Origin of the sequence: Actinoplanes sp. NPDC023714, assembly GCF_040639855.1 — a bacterium.
GTDB lineage: Bacteria > Actinomycetota > Actinomycetes > Mycobacteriales > Micromonosporaceae > Actinoplanes.
Genome location: NZ_JBFAAR010000007.1, coordinates 403,069 through 423,454 on the forward strand (window position 1 = coordinate 403,069; position 20,386 = coordinate 423,454).

The 20,386-nt window shown below is 71.7% G+C and carries 19 protein-coding genes and 1 pseudogene; 7 read left to right on the forward strand and 13 right to left on the reverse strand.

The annotated features are described in order from the left end of the window. Positions 1–148 precede the first annotated feature (148 nt). Positions 149–553: a VOC family protein gene (locus tag AB0G10_RS29840; RefSeq protein ID WP_360928936.1), complete on the forward strand. Its 405-nt coding sequence runs from the start codon at positions 149–151 to the stop codon at positions 551–553. A 389-nt stretch (positions 554–942) separates the two neighbouring features. Here the strand turns inward: AB0G10_RS29840 and AB0G10_RS29845 are convergent, their stop codons facing one another. Continuing rightward, a complete protein-coding gene (locus AB0G10_RS29845; RefSeq protein ID WP_360928939.1) occupies positions 943–1,362 on the reverse strand; it encodes a DUF4259 domain-containing protein in 420 nt (139 codons plus the stop codon). 563 nt (positions 1,363–1,925) lie between these two features. On the opposite strand from AB0G10_RS29845, the gene AB0G10_RS29850 reads away from it, so the two are divergent. Beyond that, positions 1,926–2,561, forward strand: a complete 636-nt coding sequence (locus AB0G10_RS29850) for a YceI family protein (protein ID WP_360929017.1) — start codon at positions 1,926–1,928, stop codon at positions 2,559–2,561. A 63-nt stretch (positions 2,562–2,624) separates the two neighbouring features. On the opposite strand, the gene recQ is transcribed toward AB0G10_RS29850, so the two are convergent. The 3 genes from recQ to ribA are packed head-to-tail and all read right to left on the reverse strand — an operon-like array spanning position 2,625 to position 7,369. Further along, complete coding sequence (gene recQ, locus AB0G10_RS29855; protein ID WP_360928942.1) at positions 2,625–4,670, reverse strand: DNA helicase RecQ; 2,046 nt, start codon at positions 4,668–4,670, stop codon at positions 2,625–2,627. A gap of 51 nt (positions 4,671–4,721) precedes the next feature. Further along, on the reverse strand, positions 4,722–6,638 hold the full coding sequence (locus AB0G10_RS29860) for a SpoIIE family protein phosphatase (protein WP_360928945.1): 1,917 nt from the start codon (positions 6,636–6,638) through the stop codon (positions 4,722–4,724). 50 nt (positions 6,639–6,688) lie between these two features. Continuing rightward, entirely contained in the window at positions 6,689–7,369 is a 681-nt protein-coding gene (ribA, locus tag AB0G10_RS29865) for a GTP cyclohydrolase II (RefSeq protein ID WP_360928948.1), read from the reverse strand. Between the two features lie 94 nt (positions 7,370–7,463). Here ribA and AB0G10_RS29870 point away from each other — a divergent pair, with 94 nt between their 5' ends. After that, positions 7,464–8,153 (forward strand): dihydrofolate reductase family protein, encoded by a 690-nt coding sequence (locus AB0G10_RS29870; protein ID WP_360928951.1) that lies wholly within the window; start codon positions 7,464–7,466, stop codon positions 8,151–8,153. A gap of 716 nt (positions 8,154–8,869) precedes the next feature. Here the strand turns inward: AB0G10_RS29870 and AB0G10_RS29875 are convergent. From AB0G10_RS29875 to AB0G10_RS29895, 5 genes and pseudogenes are all read right to left on the reverse strand, one after another. Then, positions 8,870–9,781: pseudogene (locus AB0G10_RS29875) on the reverse strand (lysylphosphatidylglycerol synthase transmembrane domain-containing protein); the annotation flags it as partial. A gap of 56 nt (positions 9,782–9,837) precedes the next feature. Then, positions 9,838–10,602 (reverse strand): class I SAM-dependent methyltransferase, encoded by a 765-nt coding sequence (locus AB0G10_RS29880; protein ID WP_360928954.1) that lies wholly within the window; start codon positions 10,600–10,602, stop codon positions 9,838–9,840. Between the two features lie 134 nt (positions 10,603–10,736). Continuing rightward, positions 10,737–12,227: a glycosyltransferase gene (locus AB0G10_RS29885; protein WP_360928957.1), complete on the reverse strand. Its 1,491-nt coding sequence runs from the start codon at positions 12,225–12,227 to the stop codon at positions 10,737–10,739. Positions 12,228–12,241: 14 nt separating this feature from the next. Beyond that, positions 12,242–12,640: a 6-carboxytetrahydropterin synthase gene (locus AB0G10_RS29890; protein WP_360928960.1), complete on the reverse strand. Its 399-nt coding sequence runs from the start codon at positions 12,638–12,640 to the stop codon at positions 12,242–12,244. Between the two features lie 229 nt (positions 12,641–12,869). After that, entirely contained in the window at positions 12,870–13,847 is a 978-nt protein-coding gene (locus tag AB0G10_RS29895; protein WP_360928963.1) for a dehydrogenase, read from the reverse strand. An 85-nt stretch (positions 13,848–13,932) separates the two neighbouring features. Between AB0G10_RS29895 and AB0G10_RS29900 the strand changes: the two genes are divergently transcribed. Continuing rightward, positions 13,933–14,685, forward strand: a complete 753-nt coding sequence (locus AB0G10_RS29900; RefSeq protein ID WP_360928966.1) for a CDP-alcohol phosphatidyltransferase family protein — start codon at positions 13,933–13,935, stop codon at positions 14,683–14,685. A gap of 257 nt (positions 14,686–14,942) precedes the next feature. Here the strand turns inward: AB0G10_RS29900 and AB0G10_RS29905 are convergent, their stop codons facing one another. Continuing rightward, positions 14,943–15,827, reverse strand: a complete 885-nt coding sequence (locus tag AB0G10_RS29905) for an ABC transporter substrate-binding protein (protein ID WP_360928969.1) — start codon at positions 15,825–15,827, stop codon at positions 14,943–14,945. Positions 15,828–16,092: 265 nt separating this feature from the next. Between AB0G10_RS29905 and AB0G10_RS29910 the strand changes: the two genes are divergently transcribed. Further along, the gene (locus tag AB0G10_RS29910; RefSeq protein WP_360928972.1) at positions 16,093–16,965 is read left to right on the forward strand and encodes an endonuclease/exonuclease/phosphatase family protein; all 873 of its coding nucleotides are present in this window, start codon (positions 16,093–16,095) and stop codon (positions 16,963–16,965) included. Positions 16,966–17,198: 233 nt separating this feature from the next. Here AB0G10_RS29910 and AB0G10_RS29915 read toward each other — a convergent pair whose 3' ends face one another. Together AB0G10_RS29915 and AB0G10_RS29920 are read right to left on the reverse strand one after the other, a co-directional pair. Next, on the reverse strand, positions 17,199–17,900 hold the full coding sequence (locus tag AB0G10_RS29915; RefSeq protein WP_360928975.1) for a hypothetical protein: 702 nt from the start codon (positions 17,898–17,900) through the stop codon (positions 17,199–17,201). Positions 17,901–17,969: 69 nt separating this feature from the next. After that, a complete protein-coding gene (locus AB0G10_RS29920; RefSeq protein WP_360928978.1) occupies positions 17,970–18,929 on the reverse strand; it encodes an alpha/beta hydrolase in 960 nt (319 codons plus the stop codon). 83 nt (positions 18,930–19,012) lie between these two features. Here AB0G10_RS29920 and AB0G10_RS29925 point away from each other — a divergent pair, with 83 nt between their 5' ends. Further along, complete coding sequence (locus tag AB0G10_RS29925; protein WP_360928981.1) at positions 19,013–19,357, forward strand: hypothetical protein; 345 nt, start codon at positions 19,013–19,015, stop codon at positions 19,355–19,357. Here the strand turns inward: AB0G10_RS29925 and AB0G10_RS29930 are convergent. Next, positions 19,326–19,694 (reverse strand): hypothetical protein, encoded by a 369-nt coding sequence (locus tag AB0G10_RS29930; RefSeq protein ID WP_360928984.1) that lies wholly within the window; start codon positions 19,692–19,694, stop codon positions 19,326–19,328. The two genes, AB0G10_RS29925 and AB0G10_RS29930, sit on opposite strands and share 32 nt — an antisense overlap. Before the next feature lie 178 nt (positions 19,695–19,872). Here AB0G10_RS29930 and AB0G10_RS29935 point away from each other — a divergent pair, with 178 nt between their 5' ends. Next, on the forward strand, positions 19,873–20,142 hold the full coding sequence (locus AB0G10_RS29935) for a hypothetical protein (RefSeq protein ID WP_360928987.1): 270 nt from the start codon (positions 19,873–19,875) through the stop codon (positions 20,140–20,142). The last annotated feature ends 244 nt before the right edge of the window (positions 20,143–20,386 follow it).

A 20,386-nucleotide genomic window follows, 5' to 3' on the forward strand; every position in this document is an offset into this window, starting at 1 on the left:
ATTTGCTCTCTTGTCGCGCAAATAGGGGCGGGCGGTTCGTCGTCATTCGGTCGTCTGTGCACATGCCTGTCAATGGCGCCGGTATCGGCCGGGTGGAGACGCGTCGATCGGGCGGAAAGTGTCGGAGGGCGGGTCTAGCGTCCGGGGCATGACTTCTCGACTGAATCCCTACCTGTCCTTCAACGGCAACGCGCGCGAGGCCGTGCAGTTCTACCGCGACATCTTCGGCGGCGAGCTGACCGTCTCCACGTTCGGCGAGTTCGGCATGCCCGACCCCGGCTTCCAAGACAAGATCATGCATGCGCAGCTCGAGACGCCGCAGGGCTACACGCTGATGGCCTCCGACACCCCGCCCGGCATGGAGTGGAACCCCGGCGACACCATCACGGTGAGCCTGAGCGGCGACGCGGGCGACGGCCTGCGCGAGGCGTGGGCTCGGCTGGCCGAGGGCGGCACCGTGAAGGTGCCGCTGGAGAAACAGATGTGGGGCGACGAGTTCGGCCACCTGATCGACCGCTTCGGAGTCCCCTGGATGGTCAACGTGGCCGGTTGACGCCGCCGGGGCCGGCCGGGCGGGCCCTCTCCTGGGCGGGCGTGCTTCCTCGGCCGGGCGTGCCTTCCCGTGGGCGGGCGGGCCTTCCCCGGCCGGTGTTTCCCGCGTGGCCGGCTTCGCCTTGGCGGGCGCGCCGCTTGGGGCGGGCGTGCCTTCCCTCGGGCGTGCCTTCCCTTGGGCGTGCCTTCCCTTGGGCGTGCCTTCCCTTGGGCGTGCCTTCCCTTGGGCGTGCCTTCCCTTGGGCGGGCCTTCCCTTGGGCGGGCCTTCCCTCGGGCGGGCCTTCCTCGGCCGGGCGCGTCTGGCTTCCTCGCCTCGCCTGCCTCTTCGCCGAGGCGCCTCTGCGTTGCCGGGCGTTCCCTGGGTGGGTGGACTGGTGATCGATGACTGGTTATTCGGCGGCGGATTGGAGGGTTTCGCGGATCGGGTGGAGGGCGGTGAGGGCCTTGGGCAGGCCGTCCTCCCAGAGGTCGCGCCATTCGGAGTCGTCGCCGGCCACGCGGTCCAGCGCGCGCAGCGCCAGGGGCGGGAGGTCGGCGGGGATCTCCAGCGCGCCGTCCTTCGCCTTCAGGAAGTCCGGTGCGTATGCCGACGTGAGCGGCGAACCGCCCGGCAGCTGTGAGGCGATCACAGCGGCCGCGGCCACGGCGGCCGAACCCTCGTGGCTGTCCAGGTACTCGCCCTCGTGCAGCACCTCGGTCAGCGTGTCCCGGATCAGCTCGATGCGGCGGGCCGGGTCGGCGTCCTGGAGGTCGCCGCACCAGTCGGCGGCGCTGTCGTTGTCGAAGGGTCCGAAGTCCCAGGTTCCCATCGTCCGTCCTCCGCTGCTCGCTCCGCCGGTCAGAAGATCATATGAGCGCCGCCCCGGGCCGGGTGACCACAGGGGACCTGTTGATGGGTGGACCGTCTGTGTTCCTACCCGTCCGTACCGTGGCCTATCCTGAGAACTTCATGCAAATCTGAAAGAGATGATGGTCACGTTTCGTGACTGCCGGGGCCGGTGTCGAGCTTCTGACACACGTACCCATGAGGGTCTCAACGATTGTCGGGCATGACTGTCCCGATCTTTGTTTGCGCAGCTCAAGGCTTTGTTGAGCAGTGATCGAGAACGTGATCAAAACGGGCCAAAGGCGGGAACCGGGACGTGAGCCGCCCTGTGTCGGCGGACACGAAATGTATTCCTCGGGGACCACCTTTGATCAACGTGGAGCCTAGACTCGGCCGCGAAATCCCGTGGTCGTGCGAGCTGGTGGGCTCGGGCGCCGCCGCGTCCGTGGATCTCCACGGCGCCGTTTACTGCTGGAGGGGGAGCAAGTGCCGGAGGGGGAGGGCTACGTGAACGTCGACCGGCCGATCCGGGAGTGGAACGGCCTGATGATTCCGGATCCCGGCGTGTACACACTGGACGAGGCCCACAAGAGGATCGGGTTCCAGGCCCAGCACATGATGGTCAGCCCGATCCGCGGTGAGTTCGCCGAGGGCAGCGCCTCGATCCACGTGGCCGAGGATCCGCTGCAGTCGCAGGTGACCGCGAGTATCCGCGCGGGCAGCATCAACACGCACAACCCGGAGCGGGACACGCACCTGTCCAGCCCCGACTTCCTCGACGTCGAGCGCTACCGGACCCTGGAGTTCCGCAGCACCGGCATCAAGTGGGAGGCGGAGAACGACCCGATCTTCCAGTGGGCGCGGCTGCGCAACAACCCGCTCGCCCGCCGGAACAACGCCCCGTCCGACCTGCCGTCGGCGGCGACCCGGGCGTCCGGCCGGTTCGTGGTGAGCGGCCTGCTGACGATCAAGGACGTCACCCGGCCGATCAACCTGAACATGGAGTTCGGCGGCGCGCGGCGCGACCCCTACGGCCGGGACATCTTCGGTTTCAGCGCCACGGCCGAGTTCGACCGCGAGGACTACGGCCTGGTCTGGAACGTCCTGCTGGAGAGCGGCGGGGTCCTGGTCGGCAAGAAGGTCCGGATCGAGATCGCCGGAGAAGCCATCCGCGACAGCTGACCGGGGTCGGCCGCGTGGTGGTCGTGCGCACGCGGCCGGTCCCGGCTGAGGCAAGAGGGGTTGTCAGTCCCAGTCGGGCTCCGGTCCGGCCCAGTCGTCGTCGGCCATCAAGGGCTGTGCCTGCGCCGTCGAGGAGCCAGAGGGTGCGGCCACCGCCGGGCCGCCCGCAGCCACCGCGCCGCCCGCAGCCGCCGGGCCGCCCGCTGCCGGACCGCCCGCGGCCGAGCCTCCTGCGGCCGAGCCTCCCGCCGCGTCCTCCTTTTCCGCGCCGCCGACGACCTCGAGCACCTGCTCCCCGAATTTGGTCAGCTTGCTCTGCCCCACCCCCGTCACGTTGCCGAGCTGCCCCAGCGTGCCCGGCGCCATCACCGCGATCGCCCGCAGCGTGGCGTCGTGGAAGATGACGTAGGCGGGCACCCCCTGTTCCTTCGCCACCGAGGCGCGCCAGGCCCGGAGGCGTTCGAACAGCGGCGCCGCCGATTCCGGGAAGTCGGCGGGAGCCGCGGCCGCCTGCTTCTGCCGCGGCGAGGAGGAGCCGGAGCGGGCCGGGTTCGTCTCCCGGCGCATCATCAGTTTCCGCTCGCCCCGGAGGACCTCACCGCTGCGCTCGGTCAGCGCGAGAGTCCCGTATTCACCCTGCACGGCCAGGAACCCGCCGGCCAGCAACTGGCGCACGACGCCGCGCCACTCCGCCTCCCGCAGGTCCGCGCCGATGCCGAAGACGGTCAGCTCGTCGTGCCGGAACTGGCTGACCTTCTCGGTGCGCTTGCCCATCAGGATGTCGATCGACTGCCCGGCGCCGAACTTCTGGTTGCGCTCCTTCTGCAGCCGGAACACGGTGGAGAGCAGCTTCTGCGCCGGCACGGTGCCGTCCCACGACTCCGGCGGCGTCAGGCATGTGTCGCAATTGTCGCATTTGTCAGCAGCGCCGGACTGGCCGAAATACTCGAGCAGCTGCCCCCGCCGGCACGTCACGCTCTCGCACAGCGCCAGCATCGAGTCGAGATGACGCTGCGCGTTGCGGCGGAACGCCACGTCCCCCTCGGAGCTGTCGATCATCTTGCGGAGCTGCACCACGTCCTGCAGCCCGTACGCCAGCCAGGCCGTCGACGGCAGCCCGTCCCGCCCGGCACGCCCGGTCTCCTGGTAGTACCCCTCGACCGACTTCGGCAGGTCCAGGTGCGCGACGAAGCGTACGTCGGGCTTGTCGATCCCCATGCCGAAAGCGATCGTCGCGACCATGACCAGCCCGTCCTCGCGGAGGAAGCGGGACTGGTTCTCGGCGCGGGTGCGCGCGTCGAGGCCGGCGTGGTAGGGCAGCGCCGGGATCCCGTTGTCGGCCAGGAACTGGGCGTGCTTCTCCACCGAGGCGCGGGAGAGGCAGTAGACGATGCCGGAGTGCCCGGCGTGCTCGCTGCGCAGCAGGTCGAGCAGCTGACGGGACGGCGCGTTCTTCGGCACGATCCGGTATTGGATGTTGGGCCGGTCGAAGCTCGCGGTGAAGTGCCGGGCGTCGGTGAGCTGGAGCCGCTGCGCGATCTCGTCGCGGGTGGCCGGGGTGGCGGTCGCGGTCAGCGCGATCCGCGGCACGTCGGGCCAGCGCTCGTGCAGCATCGACAGGTTCAGGTAGTCGGGGCGGAAGTCGTGACCCCACTGCGCCACGCAGTGCGCCTCGTCGATGGCGAAGAGCGAGATCTTGCCCCGGTCGAGCAGGCGCTGCACGCCGGCCGTGCCGAGGCCTTCGGGAGCGACGTAGAGCAGGTCGAGCTCGCCGGCCACGAACTCGGCCTCGACCAGCCGGCGCTCGTCGAGATCCTGGGTCGAGTTGAGGAAGTTCGCGCGTACGCCCAAGGTCTTCAACGCGTCGACCTGGTCCTGCATGAGCGCGATGAGCGGCGAGATCACCACGCCGGTGCCGGGCCGGACCAGCGCCGGGATCTGGTAGCACAGCGACTTGCCGCCGCCGGTCGGCATCAGGACCAGGGCGTCGCCGCCGGCGATCACGTGCTCGACGATCTCGCCCTGCTGCCCGCGGAACGATGGGTAGCCGAAGACCCGGTTGAGGGCGTCGGTGGCGTCTGACACGGAGAGGGGGAGAGCCGAAGTCACCCCGCGATAGTAGAGAGGTCCCCCGACAATTCGCGCGTGCCTGTGGACAACCTAGGGCGTGACGCCGGCCAGTCCGACGAGATCGAGGATCTTCCGGGCCGGGCTCCCGGGCCGCGCCACCAGCGTGAGCGCCGCGTCGTCCCGGTGGCTCTCGGCCACCAGATGCAGAGCGGATACGCCGGCGCTGGCCAGATGTGTCACTCCGGAGAGGTCCACCGTCATCGGCACGGTGCCGCCACGACTCCGGCGCAACAACTCCTGACGGGCCTGCACGGCGGAGGAGGTGTCGATCGGGCCGGTCAGGCGTACCCTTGCCTCGTCCCCACCGGGAAGCTCGGTGATCATCAGCTCGTTCGCCCGCATCGGCTCCGGCGCCCGGTCGTCGAAGCTCGCCAGCAGCCGGGCCGGCCTCACCAGCGGATGCCGGACGGTCGCGACGGTGCCGTGCGGCCCGGGCTCGACGCGCAGACTCTGCACGAGCTGGGCCGTGAGGGCCAGGCCGCGTCCCCGGGTGGGCCGGCGTTCCGGCACCCGCCAGCCGCCGTGATCCGAGACCGTCGCCTCGACCTGCCCGTCCGGCGTGAGCGTCAGCCGCATCTCGATGACGTCCTTGCCGAACTCGCCCCCGAAAGCATGCTCGATCGCGTTGGTGGCGAGTTCGCCGAGGGCGTGCTGCAACACGAAGACGTCCTGCTCGGCGGCCCCAGCGCCGGCCAGCCAGCTCGCGATCTCGATGCGCGCTCCCCGCAACGCCGCCGGCTCCGCCGGAAGATCAAGAGCCAGCTCGGGTACGGGGGGAACGCGCTGAGCGGCCAGCAGGGTGATGTCGTCGGCGTGTCCACCGGCACGTACCAGCAGTTCGACGGTCTGCGTGCAGACCCGCTCGGCGGCGGTCGCGGACGGGTCGTGCAGCGCCCGGCCGGCTGCCGCGTCGGCGGCCACCTGCGCGAGCTCCCCGGCGCTGTCCGGTCCCGCCCCCGGCCGCTCCAGGATCCCGTCGCTGTAGAGCAGCAGCAGGTCACCGGCCTCGAGCCGGGCCTGCCGGACCGGGAATGTGCCGCCGGTGGCGAGCGGCACCCCGCCGGTGCCGGGCAGAAAGCGCGTCGCCCCGGTGGCCGAGACCACGAGTGGTGGCGGATGCCCGGCCGTGCAGTACGACACCTCGCCCGTCGCCGGGTCGAGCAGCACGAGACAGACGGTGGCCGCGTGCGCGGCCCGCACCCGGTGCGCGAGCCGGTCGGCCGCGGCGAGCGCCTCGGCGACGCCCGCCCCGGCGTCGAGGCGCTCCTGCAGGACGGCCCGGAGCTGCCCCATCACCCCGGACGCGGCGACGCCGTGCCCGACCACGTCACCGACCACGAGCGCGACCTGACCGTCCGGGCGGGACACCGCGTCGAACCAGTCGCCGCCGGCCGCGGTGTCCGCGTCGGCCAGCAGGTAGCTCGCCGCCACCTGGAGACCGGGCAGCACCGGCAGCCCGGACGGCAGCAGCTCCCGCTGCAACGCGGTGATCACGTCGCGGCTCTGCTCGTAGCGGCGGCGCAGCCGGTCCGCCTCGGCCTCGGCGGCGAGCCGGGTGCGGGCCAGCTCGGTGACGTCGAAGCCGGCCCCGATCACACCTTTCAGGCTGCCGTCGGCGTTCCGCCACGGCACGATCGTGAACGTCGCGTACATCTCGTGGACCGTGCCGTCCGGCTGCCTGACGTGCGTCCGCCACTGCCGTCCGTTGACCGGCTCGCCGGTCCGGTAGACCTCGTAGTACGCGTCGACCCACTGCTGACCGGCCAGGTCGGCGATGACCTCGCGGACCGGCCGGCCGATGACCTCCCGCCCGGGCAGGGCCGCGCGGGTGGCCGCGTTGCACGCCACCAGCGACAGGTCCGGTCCTTCGCACACGGCGACGATGAAGGGAAGCTGATCGACGGCGGCGAGCATCGCGTCGAGCTCGCTTGCTCCCGGAAGGTTCACGCCCGTCACCATCCCATCGTGCCGGAGCCCGCGCCAGAAGGCGCCGGAGGTCACTCGGCCAGGGGCAGCTCGATCGTGTGCGCCGTGTGCGAGGCCTTGACGCTCAGATAGCGCACGTTCGCGGCGGACAGGTGCACCCCCGTCGGGATCCGCTGAGCCACGTCGACGCCCCTGCTCTCGAGCTGTTTCGCCTTGTCCGGGTTGTTGCTGAGCAGCCGCACCCGGTCCACCCCGAGGGCCAGCAGCATCTGCGCCGCCGCCGTGTAGTCGCGCTCGTCCTCGCCCCGGCCCAGCGCCACGTTCGCCTCGTACGTGTCGAGGCCGTCGTCCTGCAGCGCGTAGGCGTCGAGCTTCGCGTACAGCCCGATGCCCCGGCCCTCCTGCCGCAGGTAGAGCAGGAATCCGCCCTGCTCGGCGATCCGCTCGACGGCCTCCCTCAGCTGCGGCCCGCAGTCGCAGCGCTGGCTGCCGAAGACGTCACCGGTGAGGCATTCGCTGTGCGGCCGGACCAGCGGCGCCCGGCCGCCGGCCGCCGACTTGGTGAGGGCACGCTGCCAGTCGCCGAGGCCGAGCGCGAGGTGCTCCTTGCCGTCGGCGAGCCCGTCGAAGGTCATCACCCGCGCGGTGGTGGTGTAGCCGTCCGGGAAACGCAGCGGCACGGTGACCTGCCGCCGGATGGTCGCCGTGGCCACGTTCACGTGGCTCTCCGCAGCTGCCGGGGCTTCGAACATCGGTCCTCCTTGTTGGTTCCCGCTGGCCGCCCAGCACTGCCGCACACTCTGCCCAAAGATCGGCTGCGGCATGCCCACCGACTATCGTGGTGAGGTGGCTGAGCGTCCTTACGTCCTTCTGAGCTGTGGAATGTCGATCGACGGCTATCTGGACGACGCCTCCGGCGAGCGGCTGCTCCTCTCCAACGACGCCGACTTCGACCGGGTCGACGAGGTCCGCGCCGGCTGCGACGCGATCCTGGTCGGCGCCTCGACGATCCGCTCGGACAACCCGCGCCTGCTGGTGCGATCCGCGGAGCGCCGGGCCGCCCGGATGGCCCGCGGTGAGCATCCGGACCCGGTCAAGGTCACCGTAACCAGCACCTGCCACCTCGATCCACAGGCGTCGTTCTTCACCACCGGCGAATCGGCCAAACTGGTCTACTGCGCGACGCCCGCCCTGGAGAAGGCCCACGAACTCCTCGGCCCGGTAGCCACAGTGGTGGACGGCGGCGACCCGGTCGGCGCCGCCCGCATCACGGACGACCTGGCCACCCGCGGCATCCGCCGTCTCATGGTCGAGGGCGGCGGCCGCATGCACACCCAGTTCCTGACGGCCGGCCTCGCCGACGAACTCCAGCTCGTGATAGCCCCCCTCTTCGTAGGCGATTCCCGAGCCCCGAAATTCGTCCACGACGGCGTCTTCCCCTGGGGCCCGTCGAACCGGGCAGGCCTCGCCGAGGTCCGCCAGATCGGCGACGTGGTCCTGCTCCGCTACGCCCTCTCCACCCGTTTCACCAGCTGACCCCCCGAGCCGAGATGCCCAGCGAGGCAGGCACGCTCCCGGCGACGACAGTCCCGCGCCGATAGACAGCAAGCCCGCGCCAACAAACGGTGAGCGCAGGTCAGCAGACGCCGAGCCCGCGCCGGCAGACGGCGAGCCCGCGCCGGCAGACGGCGAGCCCGCGCCGGCAGACGGCGAGCCCGCGCCGGCAGGCGGCGAGCCTGCGCCGACAGGCGGCGATCCCGCGCCGACAGGCGCGGAGCCCGCGCCAGCAGAAGCCCGCCGCCCAGGGCCCAGACCCCGGCGGTGGCCCGCCCAAAACGGGTCGATCAAGCGGCGACACCACCGGAGTAGACCGGCCGCCGCACCACACTCCGCCGAATCACCGGAATAGGCGCAGGCACGATGATCGGCCGAGCCGCCATCACTGGAGCGGGCGAAAGCGGAGCAACCACCCGCACCGAATCGCTCCCGAACCCACCCCCACCAACGCCCGCACCCGCGAAGGCCCTGCCCGCAACACCCGCACCCACGAGGGCCGTGCCCGCAACACCCGCACCCACGAGGGCAGTGTCCGCACCGACCGCACCCGCGAAGGTTCTGCCCGCAGCGGTCTCGCTCGCGAAGGCCTCGACCGCGACCACCTCACCCGCGACGACCTCGTCCGCGACGACCTCACCCGCGACGACCTCGTCCGCAACGACCTCGTCCGCAACGGCCTTGGGCCGCGTCAGCACCCGGGCCAGCACGATGATCGCGCCCGGCGCCGCCGCCACGAAGGCCAGGATCCCGTAGGCCACCGCAATCGTGAGCCCCTGCGCCGCACTCAGCCCCGCCGCGCCGAACGCCCACGCCATCACGCCCTCGCGCGGCCCCCATCCGCCCACGTTGACCGGCAGGCCCATCGCGATCAGCGCGAGCAGCAGCAGCGGCGCGAGCTGGAGCAGCGAAGCCGCACTCCCGGCGGCACGCGCGGCCACCATGAACGTCGCCAGGTGCCCGGCCAGCACCGCCGCCGACGCGATCAGCACGCCCGGACCGTTCTGCCGCGACAGCAGACCCACCCGGATCTCGCTCATCCCGGTGCGCGCCGCCTTCGCCGCCCGCGACGCCCCCCGCCGCAGCCGCCGCAGCGCCAGCATCGCGAGACCGCCGGCCAGGAGGATGGTCACGCTCACTGCCGCGGCCACCGCCGCGTGCTCCTTCAGCAGGGACAAAATCGGCGAGGGTACGAGGAGAAGCACCAGCGCCCCCACCACGAGCAGCACCAGCTGTCCCGCGGTCCGCTCGAGGACCACCGCCCGGACACCGCGCCCCAGATCGCCCTCGTCACGCCCGTGCCGCACCGCCCGCCCGACGTCGCCGAGGACGCCGCCCGGCAGCGCCGCGTTCAGGAACAGCGCCTGGTAGTAGTCGGCCGTCGCGGCCCGCAGCGAGAGTCTCATGCCGAGCCCGCGGGCGACGAGGCACCAGCGCCAGGCGCTCAGGAGCGTCGTCGCCGCGCCGATGCCGAGCGCCGCGAGGAGGGATCCGGTGTCGAGCACCCGCAGCCCGTCCAGGAACGCGCCGGTGCCCAATCGCCACAGCACCAGAGCCAGAATTCCGGCGCCGCCCAGCAGGCGGGCCCAGGCCCAGATCGATCGCCCCACGGTCTTGTCCCCTCGTCGCTCTCGAGGACTAGTACGCCCGATGCCCGGGATCTGGTTCAGATGAAGATCGCTAAAACATCCTGATGACCGACGGAGACCTCCGGAACCGTTGCGAGGCGGCGCTCCCGATAGTCCTCGACCGGCAGATCCGGGCGCTGCTCGGCGGCCGCTCCGGTCCAGCCGCGCAGCCACTCCGCGGTCAGCTCGGGCCGCGCCGGGCCGAGCCGCCACGCGCTCTGCGCCGCGAGCACGCGGGCGCCCGCCTTCTCGAACGCCGCCACCGCGAACGCCGGCGCGTCCGGTCCGAGCAGCCGCCGCCCGCCGGTCTCGCGACGCTGGTGCTCGTTGAACGCGGCCTCCACCTCCCGGTCGAGCGGATCCTCCGGGGCGAACCGCACCTCACCGGTCACCGAGAGCGTGAAGAGCGCACTCACCCGGGCCTCCGCGCAGACCGCGACGAGGCCCTCCACCTCCTCGGCGGTGAGCACGTCGAGCAGCGCCGAACAGGTCACCAGGTCGGCGCCCTCGAGGTCGCCCGCGGTCAGCTCGGTGACGTCACGCAGGTGGGTGCCGACCGTGACCTGCGGCGGCATCCCGTCGGCCGCCAGCTTCAGCAGGGCCGGATCCCGGTCCGTCATGATCCAGTGCTGCGGCATCGGAAGGCGCGGCGCCAGCCAGCGCCCCATCGAACCGGTGCCGCAGCCGAGATCGCGGATCACCCTGACGCCGGCGGGCAGCTCACGCAGCAGCCCGGCGTCACGCGCCTCGGCGTCGGCGGGTTCGCGAAGGGCGAGCCAGTCGGGGCTGAACTCTCCGGTCATGGTGTCTCTCCGTCCATCGTGGCTGCCGGCGGTGAGCCGAGCCGCCGGTCTTCTGGCGCCCGGCGTCTCTGCCGGGGCCGGCGTTCAGGAAGCAGCATGCTCGCGGCGGGGTGACACGGGCCTAACGAGGTTTGTCATGCCGGTGTCATGTCAGGCGGCGTAGCGTCCTTGCCTGTGGTCGGGCTGAGGCACTCGGCAATCCGCCGGGCGGTCTCATCCCAGCTGGTCAGACGCTCACGACGGGCCCGGGCGGCGGTCCGCCAGCGGTCCCGCAGCGCCGGGTCGGCGAGCCATTCCCGGAGGGTGTCCGCGAGGGCGTCCGGGTCTCCGGGAGGAAGGAGGCGTCCGGGCAGGCCGTGAGCCGTCGTGCCGAGCGCTTCCGGCACGCCGCCCACATCACTGGCCACCACGGGAATGCCGCGGGCCAGGGCCTCGGTGACCACCATGCCGTATGTCTCGGCCCGGGAAGGGAGGATGAAGAGGTCAGCATTCGCATAGGCGGCGTCCAGGGCCGGCCCGGTCAGCGCCCCGGCCAGCCGAACGCCGGGTACCGCCTCCGGCACCACAGGCCCGGCGCCCACGATGGTGCAGCTCCACGGCGGCGCCGCGTGCGCAGGTTCGGGCCCGATGGCACGGGCGGCCGAGGCGCCACGCGACGGCTCCGGCGAGTCTTCAGCCGTGAGTGCCTGCACGGCCGAGGTGGCTTTCATGTCCGAGGTGGCTTCCATGGGGTTGCCGCCCCGGCCGGCCAAGGAGGCTCGCGCGGCCTCGGCGGCCGTGCCTTGGGTGGCGGCCGTGCCTTGGGTGGCGGCCATGCCTTGGGTGACGGCCGTGCTTTGGGTGGCAGCCGTGCTGGTGGCGGCCGTGCTTTGGGTGGCCGCAATGCTGGTAGCGGCCGTGTTCTGGGCGGCGGCCGTGCTGGTGGCGGCCATGCCTGGGGCGGCGGCCGTGCCTGGCGCGACGTCGGAGGCTTCTGCTGCGGCGTCCGGTGGCGGGGTGGCCGGCGCGCTCCTTGAGAGCTGCTTCAGCGCGGCGGTGAGGACGTCGAGGCCCTTGCGGTGGGTGAGGGACGCGACGGTCAGGAAGCGGGTTCCCTCCGGGGACGGGACGGCCGGTGGGGCCGGGTCGACGCCGGGTGGGATCGCGTGGACGCCGGAGAGGTGGTGCAACTGCTCGACGCGGCGGGCTGCCTGGGTGCTGGTGGCCATCACGGTCGTGGCGAGGTGGAGGGCGCGCTGTTCCAGGAGGTTCAGCTCGGCGGCCTCGTGTTCGGAGAGGGAGGTCTCGTCGGCCAGGGGGAGGTGGACCAGGATCGCCAGGTGGAGGCGGCTCGCGTGCGGTTCCAGGATGTCCGGGATCGCGCATGCCACGAGGCCGTCGAGGAGGACGGTTCCGCCGTCGGGGATGGAGGCCAGGGCCTCGGCGACGGCTTGGCGCGGGCGTGGTCCGGGACGGGGCCAGTCTGCGGGGACGGCTATTTCGCGTACCGAAAGGGGTTTGATGTCGGTGTTGAGAGAGTGACCGCGCTCGGCCAGGCGGCGGAGCACCTCGCGGTCGTAGCGATTGCCGCCACTCGGCGCTGCCGGGTCGTCGATGTCGCCCGGCAGCACCGCGTGCAGAATCATGGGGTCGTGCAGGGTCACAGGGTGCGCTCGTAGCTCGCCCAGGCGATGTGCGACTCGTGCAGGGTGACCGTGACGCCGGTCAGGCCGGACGCGCCCGGGCCGAGTTCACCGGCCTGGATACGGACGGCCAGACGGTCGGCGATGACCTTCGCGAGGAACTCGGTCGACGTGTTGACGCCGGAGAACTCGGGGTCGTCGTCGAGGTTGCGGTAGCTGAGCGTCGAGCAGATCGTGCGCAGCTGCTCGCCGGCCCGGCCGATGTCCACGACGATGTTGTCGTCGTCCAGTTCGGGGCGGCGGAACGTCGCGTCCACGACGAAGGTGGCGCCGTGCAGGCGCTGCGCCGGTCCGAAGACCTCGCCGGAGAAACTGTGCGCGATCATGATGTGGTCGCGGACGGTGACGCTGAACAAGTGATCGTCTCCTCGGGTGTCGCTGGTTCGCGGTGCGGGTCCCTCGCCGTGCTGGTCGCCTCGCGGTGCTGGTCGCCTCGCGGTGCGGGTCGCCTCGCGGTGCTGGTCGTTCGTCGTGCGGTCGAGCTTGTGCCGGATGTTCGGGTGCTGAGGACGTGCGTGGCGCGGCCGGGACCGGTCGCTGCCGGCTGGTCGCTGCCGGTACTACGGGTACCCCGGTACTTGAAGATCAATTCCCGCCGGAGTAGTCGATCACGTGGCAGAGGGCGGGCAGCGAACCGTCGGCCAGCCGGGGGAGTGTCGCGGGCAGGTCCTCGAAGCTCGACCGGCCGCTGATCAGGGTCTCGAAGCGGGCGTCCCGCAGGAGGGTGAGTGCCAGCTGGAGGCGTTCGGCGTAGTCGCGGTGCCGGTCCGGGCGGATGGCGCCGACCTGGCTGCTGCGGATCGTGAGGCGGCGGGAGTGGAAGTGCTCGCCGAGCGGGACGGCCACCTGGCGGTCGCCGTGCCAGCTCAGCTCCACGACCGTGCCCTCGGGGCGGAGCAGCTCGAGTGACCGGGTGAGGCCGGCCTGGGTGGCGCTCGCGTGGATCACGAGGTCGCGGTCCGTGGCGGCGTGGTCCGGGGTGGCGAAGCCGATCCCGAGGGAGGCGGCGATCCTCTCCCGGGAGGTGTCGGTGTCGGCGAGCTGGACGTCGGCGCCCGGGAATCCGGCGAGGACCGCCGCCACGGAGAGGCCGACCATGCCGCCGCCGACCACGGTGATCCGGTCGCCGATCTGCGGGTGCGCGTCCCAGACGGCGTTCACCGCGGTCTCGACGGTGCCGGTCAGGACCGCGCGGTCGGCCGGCACGCCGTCCGGGACCACGGTCACCGCCTCGGCCGGGACGACGTAGCGGGTCTGGTGCGGATAGAGGCAGAAGACGACCTCGCCGACCAGCTCCGGCACGCCGGCCTCGACCACGCCGACGTTCAGGTAGCCGTACTTCACCGGGGCCGGGAAGTCGCCCCGCTGGAACGGCGCGCGCATGGTCGACCACTGGCTCTCCGGCACCCGGCCCTCGAAGACGAGCGTCTCGGTGCCGCGGCTCACCCCGGAGTGGAGTGTCCGGACGAGGACTTCACCCGGTCCGGGATCCGGCACCTCCTCGGTGCGTATCTCGCCCGATCCCGGGCAAGCCAACCAGAAGGCACGGGCCGACTTCGACAAGGAGTTGGTCCTTTCTATGAACCGATCATGCCCCGCGAGCGTGTTGATCGGGGACAGCGGCTAAACCCTACGTCCAGGAGGAACGGTGACCATCAGTACCGCCACGACCACGACGAGTCCGTCCCGGGCTCCGCTGGCCGGGTTCGCCGTCCAGCTCGTCCTGCTGGCGGTCCTCGCGGTCTACTCCGGCTTGAGCAGCTGGGGATGGGTGGCGGGGGTCGCGTTCGGGGCCGTCCTGTGCGGTCTGCTGCACCGCGCCGCGCTGCCGGCCCTCGGCTGGGCCAACATGGTCACTTTCGGACGCGCGATCCTGACCGGCGGCGTCTTCGCGCTCGTCGCCTCGGCCGCCTCCGGCACCGTCGTCCCGGCCGCGCTGCTCGTCACGATCGCGGCCGTCGCGCTCGCCATGGACGGCGTCGACGGGCAGGTCGCCCGCCGCACCGGGACCAGCTCGGCGTTCGGGGCGCGGTTCGACATGGAGGTCGACGCGTTCCTGATCCTGGTGCTGAGCGTCTCGGCGGCCCTCGAATACGGCTGGTGGGCCCTCGCGATCGGCGCCTTCCGCTACCTCTTCGTCGCCGCCTCGTGGGCCCTGCCGTGGCTCAACGCCGCGCTGCCGCCCCGCTTCGGCCGCAAGGTCGTCGCCGCCCAGCAGGGCGTCATGCTCGCCGTCGTGGTCAGCGGCCTGCTGCCGGCCTGGCTCGCGATCGCCGCACTCGCCGTCGCGCTCGGCTCGCTGACCTGGTCGTTCGGCCGCGACATCGCCTGGCTCTACCAGGCTTCCCGGGTTCGCCACTCGGCCCGCAGCCGCTGGTCCGCCCAGCTGGTCACGCAGTAGGGCACCGGCCTGACCGGTTCGGCCCCCGGTCTGCGCTGGTCACCGGGGAAACGTCGGCCCGATCGCCCAGCGGGTCACCGGTTCGGTCGCTATCCGAGCCTGTCACGCAGAAGGACGCCGGCCCGATCACCCCGCATGTCACCGGTTCGCTCCCGGTCCGGGATGGTCGCCGGTTCGGACCTGTCCGGCCTGATCACCGAGGAAACACCCGCCCGTTCGCTGTCCGGGCTGGGCCGCCGAGAAGGCGCCGGCTCGACTCAGGCGATCCGGGCCGTTGATCCCTCCGGCGCCGGCGGGACGGCGTCGGGGTGCAGGATCGCCGCTATCGCTTCCACGCCGTCGATCAGTCTCGGTCCGGGGCGCACCACCAGGCCGTCGCCGTCGATCGCCCAGATCTGGGCGTCCGGGAAGTGCGGTTTCACGGCCTCGGCCTGCCGGATGGCGCCGTCCAGGTGGTAGCCGCACGGCGTGACCAGCACGACGTCCGGTTGCGGGGCGGCCAGTTCCACCCAGGTCACCTGCACCGAACGCCGCCCCGGGCGCGCCGCCACGGGTTCGCCGCCCGCCGCCGTGATCAGATCCGGCACCCAATGCCCCGCACCGAACGGCGGATCCACCCATTCGACGACGGCCACCTTCGGCCGCGTGCGGCCTTCGACCGCCGCGGCCACCCGCGCCAGGCGTCGCTTCAGCCGGGCGGTCAGGTCACGCCCCTTTCCGGGTACGCCGGTAGCACCCGCGACCTCCTCGAACGTGGCGAAGACGTCGTCCAGCGAGTGCGGGTCGAGGGACAGCACATCGGAGCGGCAGCCCAGATGAGCGAGCGCGTCGTCGACGTGTCCCGAAGGCAGCGCGCACACCCGGCACAGATCCTGCGTGAGGATCAGATCCGGCGCCAGACCGGCGAGCGCGTCGGCGTGCAGCGTGTAGAGGTCGCCGCCCGCCGCCATCTGCGTCCGCACATAGGCGTCGATCTCCGCCGGCGTCATGGCCTTCGTGTCCCGCCCGCCCACCACCACGGTCTTCGTCGAGCGCGCGGCAGCCGGCTCATCACACTCGAACGTCACCCCGACCAGATCGTCCCCCAGCCCGAGGGCATAGACGATCTCGGTGGCCGAGGGCAGAAGGGAGACGAGTCGCATACTTCCCATCCTGCCCGTTCCGGGCCCCCACCCCTAGCCCATCCGCGCTGTCCGCTCATCCCGGCTCCGCGCGAAGGCCCGGCCGCAGCTCGCGGTCCGGAGCTCCGGGCAGCAGCTCGCGGTCCGGAGTTCCCGGCCGCAGCTCGCGGTCCGGAGTTTCGGGCCTGCCAGCGCCGCCGATGGCCAGTGGCGGCAGGTGAGGGGTTGCGGCCTGGAGTGCGGTTGGTGGCGGGCGTGGGTGACCGGGCCTGGCACTATGGCGCGGGTGCCGGTCGTCGTTGCTGCTCTGCTGCTGTTCCATCGGGCGGTTCCCGGCGGCGGTCTGCTGGAGACGTTCCTGCCGTGGCTGGGGCTGGCGGTCCCCTTTCTGCTGGTCGTCGCGGTGTTCCGGACGGTGCGGGCGCTGATCGCGGTGCTGCTTCCTGTGGTGGTCTGGCTCGGGCTGTTCGGGGGACGGGTACTCCCCGCGTCCGATGACGTGGCCCACGACCTCGTCGCGGTGCAGCACAACGTCAGCGACGAGAACGCTGATCCGGCGGGTACGGTGCGGGCGCTCATCGCGTCCGGCCCGGACTTCGTGGGCCTCGAGGAGGTCACGCCGGAAGCGCTGCCCGCCTACGCCGCGGCGTTCGGCGAGAAGTATCCGTATTCCACGGTTCAGGGCACGGTCGCGCTCTGGTCACGGCATCCGCTCGCCTCGGCGCGGCTGCTCGACATCCGGCCCGGTTCGCTCGGCCCCGACTGGAACCGCGGGCTTCGTGCGGTGGCGAGCACCCCGCATGGTGAGGTGGCGGTCTACGTGGTGCACCTCCCTTCCGTACGGTTGAATCCGCTCGGTCTCGCCTCCGCGCGCCGGGACGACAGCGCTCGGAAGCTGACAGCGGCCCTCGCCGGGGAGCCGCTCGATCGTGTGCTGCTTCTCGGCGACCTGAACAGCACCGTCGACGACCGGGTTTTCGCGCCGATCCTGGCCCGGCTCGGCACCGACGTGTCCGGGTTCGCCTTCAGCTGGCCGGCTCGTGCGCCGCTGGCCCGGATCGACCACGTGATGGCGGGCGGGATGAGCGTCGTCAGCGTCCGGACGCTTCCGCGCACCGGTAGTGATCACCTTCCCGTCATCGGGCGCCTCCGTTTCTGACGACTGCCGCGCTCGGGTCTGTGCCTCGAATCGAGGGGCTTGGAATGGGGCCTCGGGCTGAGGGGCTCCGGGTCGAAGGGCTCCCAGGTGAGGGGCCCGAGGTGAAGGGCTCGGAGGTGGGGGCGCCAAGGCGAAGTGCTCGAAGGTGGGGCCGCCGAGGTGAAGGGCTCAGAGGTCAGGGCGCCGAGGCGAAGTGCTCGGAGTGGAGACTCCGAGCTTGAGAGCCGGGCTGGTCAGCGTCTCAGGGCGGCCATCAGTGTCAGGCCTGCGATCACCGAGCCTGCGCAGGCGCCCAGGTAGAGCGCGAGCAGGGCCAGGCCGCTGCTGAAGCCGGCCAGGATCAGGGCTGTCATCAGGGCGCCCGCCGCTGAGCCTGTGGTCAGGACCCAGGCGGCGACCTTGTGGGCCGGGCTCCAGCTGGCGGAGCCGGTCGCCATCAGCAGGCCGGCGCCGGGCGCTATGACCGGGAGGACGAAAGCGCCCGCTGTGAGGAGGGCTACCGCTGCGTGGTCGGACCCGGTGGCTGAGTCGGTGGTGGCCCGGCGGGAAGGCTGGTGGGCCGGGGCCGGGGCCGGGGCCGGGGCCGAGAGCGAGACCGGGACCGGGGAGGGGAGGCGTAGGTGAGTGGGTGTGCCGCCGCGGCGGACGGTCTCGGCCAGCTGCTCAGGGGGTCCCAGGCGGCTGATCACCCGGGCCGGGTCGTCGGCCAGGTCGTGGCGCAGGGCTATGTAACCCGTGACGGTGCTCATCAGCTCGTCTCTCGCCTCGGGCGTCAGGTCGTCGCTCGCGGCCCAGAGGGCGGCCAGGTAGTCGAGGACAAGGGTGTCGGCGTGGGCGAGCGGGGCCGCGGTCATCGTTCCCTCCAGCGTCGGCTGTGCCTGCCGCGGCCTGTGGATGGTGAGCTCGGCGGCCACGTCGGCGATGCCGCCCAGCATGGCGCTCCGCGGTGGTGCGGCGCATCGGACCAGGGTTGTATTCCTCGGGTCCGATGTAGAACTTTCGGCCTACTCCGGAGGTCGGCCGGTGGAGTGGAAGGAGAGGATCTCGGCGAGGACGGTCTCCCAGACGGCGCGGGGCGGTTGCTCGTGGCCGACGCCGTCCAGCCAGACCAGGCGGGCGTGCGGGATGGCGGTCGCCAGTTCGCGGGGGTGCTCCGGCGGGAAGCGGCGGTCCAGGGTGCCGTGCAGGACCACGGTGGGGGCCACGATCGCCCCGAGGCGGTCACGGATCGGGGGACCGTACCCCGCACGCTGGTGATTGTGACGGCCTGCCGCCAGGTCGGCGCTGCGGTCGAAGATGCGCTCGGCCAGGCGCCGGAGCTGGGGCTCCGCGGCGGTGAAGGGGCCGCCACGATCCCGGATCTCGGCGATCAGACCGGTCACGGCGGTACGGCGATCGGTCCAGTCGATGTCGGCGGCGGGTGGCGTGCGGGTGACGAGGGAGACGGCCGCGGCGGTCCGCGGGGAAGAGGCGTGGACCGGGGGTGTGGCCGGCTGCGGGGAAGAGGCGTGGACCGGGGGTGTGGCCGGCTGCGGGGATGCGTGCGGCGGGGGAGGGTCGGCGTCGCCGTAGCCGGCGCTCGTCGCCATCAGGGTGAGGCTCAGGACGCGGGCCGGGTGCTCCACCGCGATCCGCTGGGCTATGCCGCCGCCCAGGGAGAAGCCGACCAGGTGGGCGGCCGGGAGGCCGAGGACGTCGAGTACGCCCAGGGCGTCGTCCATGAGGTCGGCGCCGGAATAGGCGGGCGCGCCGATCGGGAAGCAGGTGGACCGGCCGGTGTCCCGGTGGTCGTAGCGCACGACGAACCGGCCGCCGGCGGCCAGGCGCCGGCAGAACTCGTCGTCCCACCAGTCCATCGAACTGGCGTCCCCGGCCAGGAGCAGCAACGGGGGATCGGTAGGTTCGCCGAACGTCTCGACACACACCTCTATGCCGTTGACCGGCATCATCGTCTCGGTCACCACGGAGTCATTGTGGCGAGACTCACTTGCGGGCACGTTACATGGACATCACATCGTGTGGCGTTCTGACGTGCTTGACTGCACGGGTGCGCATTCCCGATTTGTCCGACTTTGCGGCTCATCGTGTCGAGAACGACGCCGCCTTCGAGGGCACCGCGGTCCCCGGTCTGCGTGCCGAGTTCTTCCGCCGGCCGGACGGCGAGCGGGTCGAGTCCGTCGGGCGCTACACGTTCGAGGGCCGGGATCTGCTGCTGGCCTGGGGGTACGTCGACGAGGAGCACTGCCGGCACAACGCGGTGGCCGCCCGGGACGGCCGCTGGCAGCCGCCCGTCGACGGCTGCCCGCAGGTCGAGCTGATCAGAGACGGCCAGGCCGTGGTGGGCCTGGCCGTCCGGTCGCCTAGTGGCGAGTGGGTGCGGGTACGGCGCTAGTCCGGGCCTGGCCGCGGACGACCCGCAGGCTCACCGCGGTCAGGGCGAGGGCGAGGACGAACAGGGTCAGGTGCAGGTACGGGTTCACGATCGGGACGAATCCGATGATCGCGACGGGTATCTGCACCACGGCGATGAGGCCGGCCAGCAGCCAGCGGCGGCCACCGGCCCAGAGCAGGGCGGTCCATACCGGCGCCGAGGCGACCAGCAGTGTCAGGCCGTCCAGCAGGGCGTGCAGGGCCGGGCTGTGCACTCTGTTGTGCGCGAACGCCTGCGCTGGCGTGGCGATCCAGAGTCCGGCGAGGACGAGGGTCAGGACGAGAGCGGCACGACGCATGGGATCCCTCCAGCGTTACTAAACCGTTGCTCCGAGTAATCAACGTACAGAACCCCCATAGGCCGCGTAAAGGCTCACGGGTATTCATTCGTGCTCGTGGGGTTGTCACTCTTCGTGTCGCTGACCTTGGCCGATCGGACGGTTGGACACGGTGAGTAATGGCCGCTAGCCTGCCCACATGCGTTTGTTGGAGATGGTGGCGGCGGCGGCGATCACGGTGAGTGTTTCCGGCATTTCTTACGTTGCGTACAACCCGGAGAAGATCAAGGGCGACGTGCAGCAGGTGGCGGACCGGGCCACGTGCCGGACGGTGGACACGGCGATCGTCGGGTACGAGGCGGTCACCGGGGAGGCGCCCACCAGGATCAGCCAGCTGCGCGAGTGGGTTCGTGGCGATATTTCCGGATATGTCATCAAGAACGGGATGGCTGCCGGCCCGGGCTGCTGAGCGAGGCCTGTCGATCGGCCGGAACGCCGCATCGCCGGCGGTGCGCTGTAGCGGCGGCGGGCGGGCCGGGCGGGAAGAGCGCGACCACTCACGCAGGTCGCCCGGGGTGGGGAGCGCTCCGGACGCGCCAGCGGCCGGCTCCCCGGCCCGGGCCCTCGGCGTGAGTGCCCTGTGTCAACCGGCGGGTTGGGTTTGGTTGAGTAGGTTTTGCAGGGCGCGGTGTTCGGCCGGGTTGTAGGGGGTG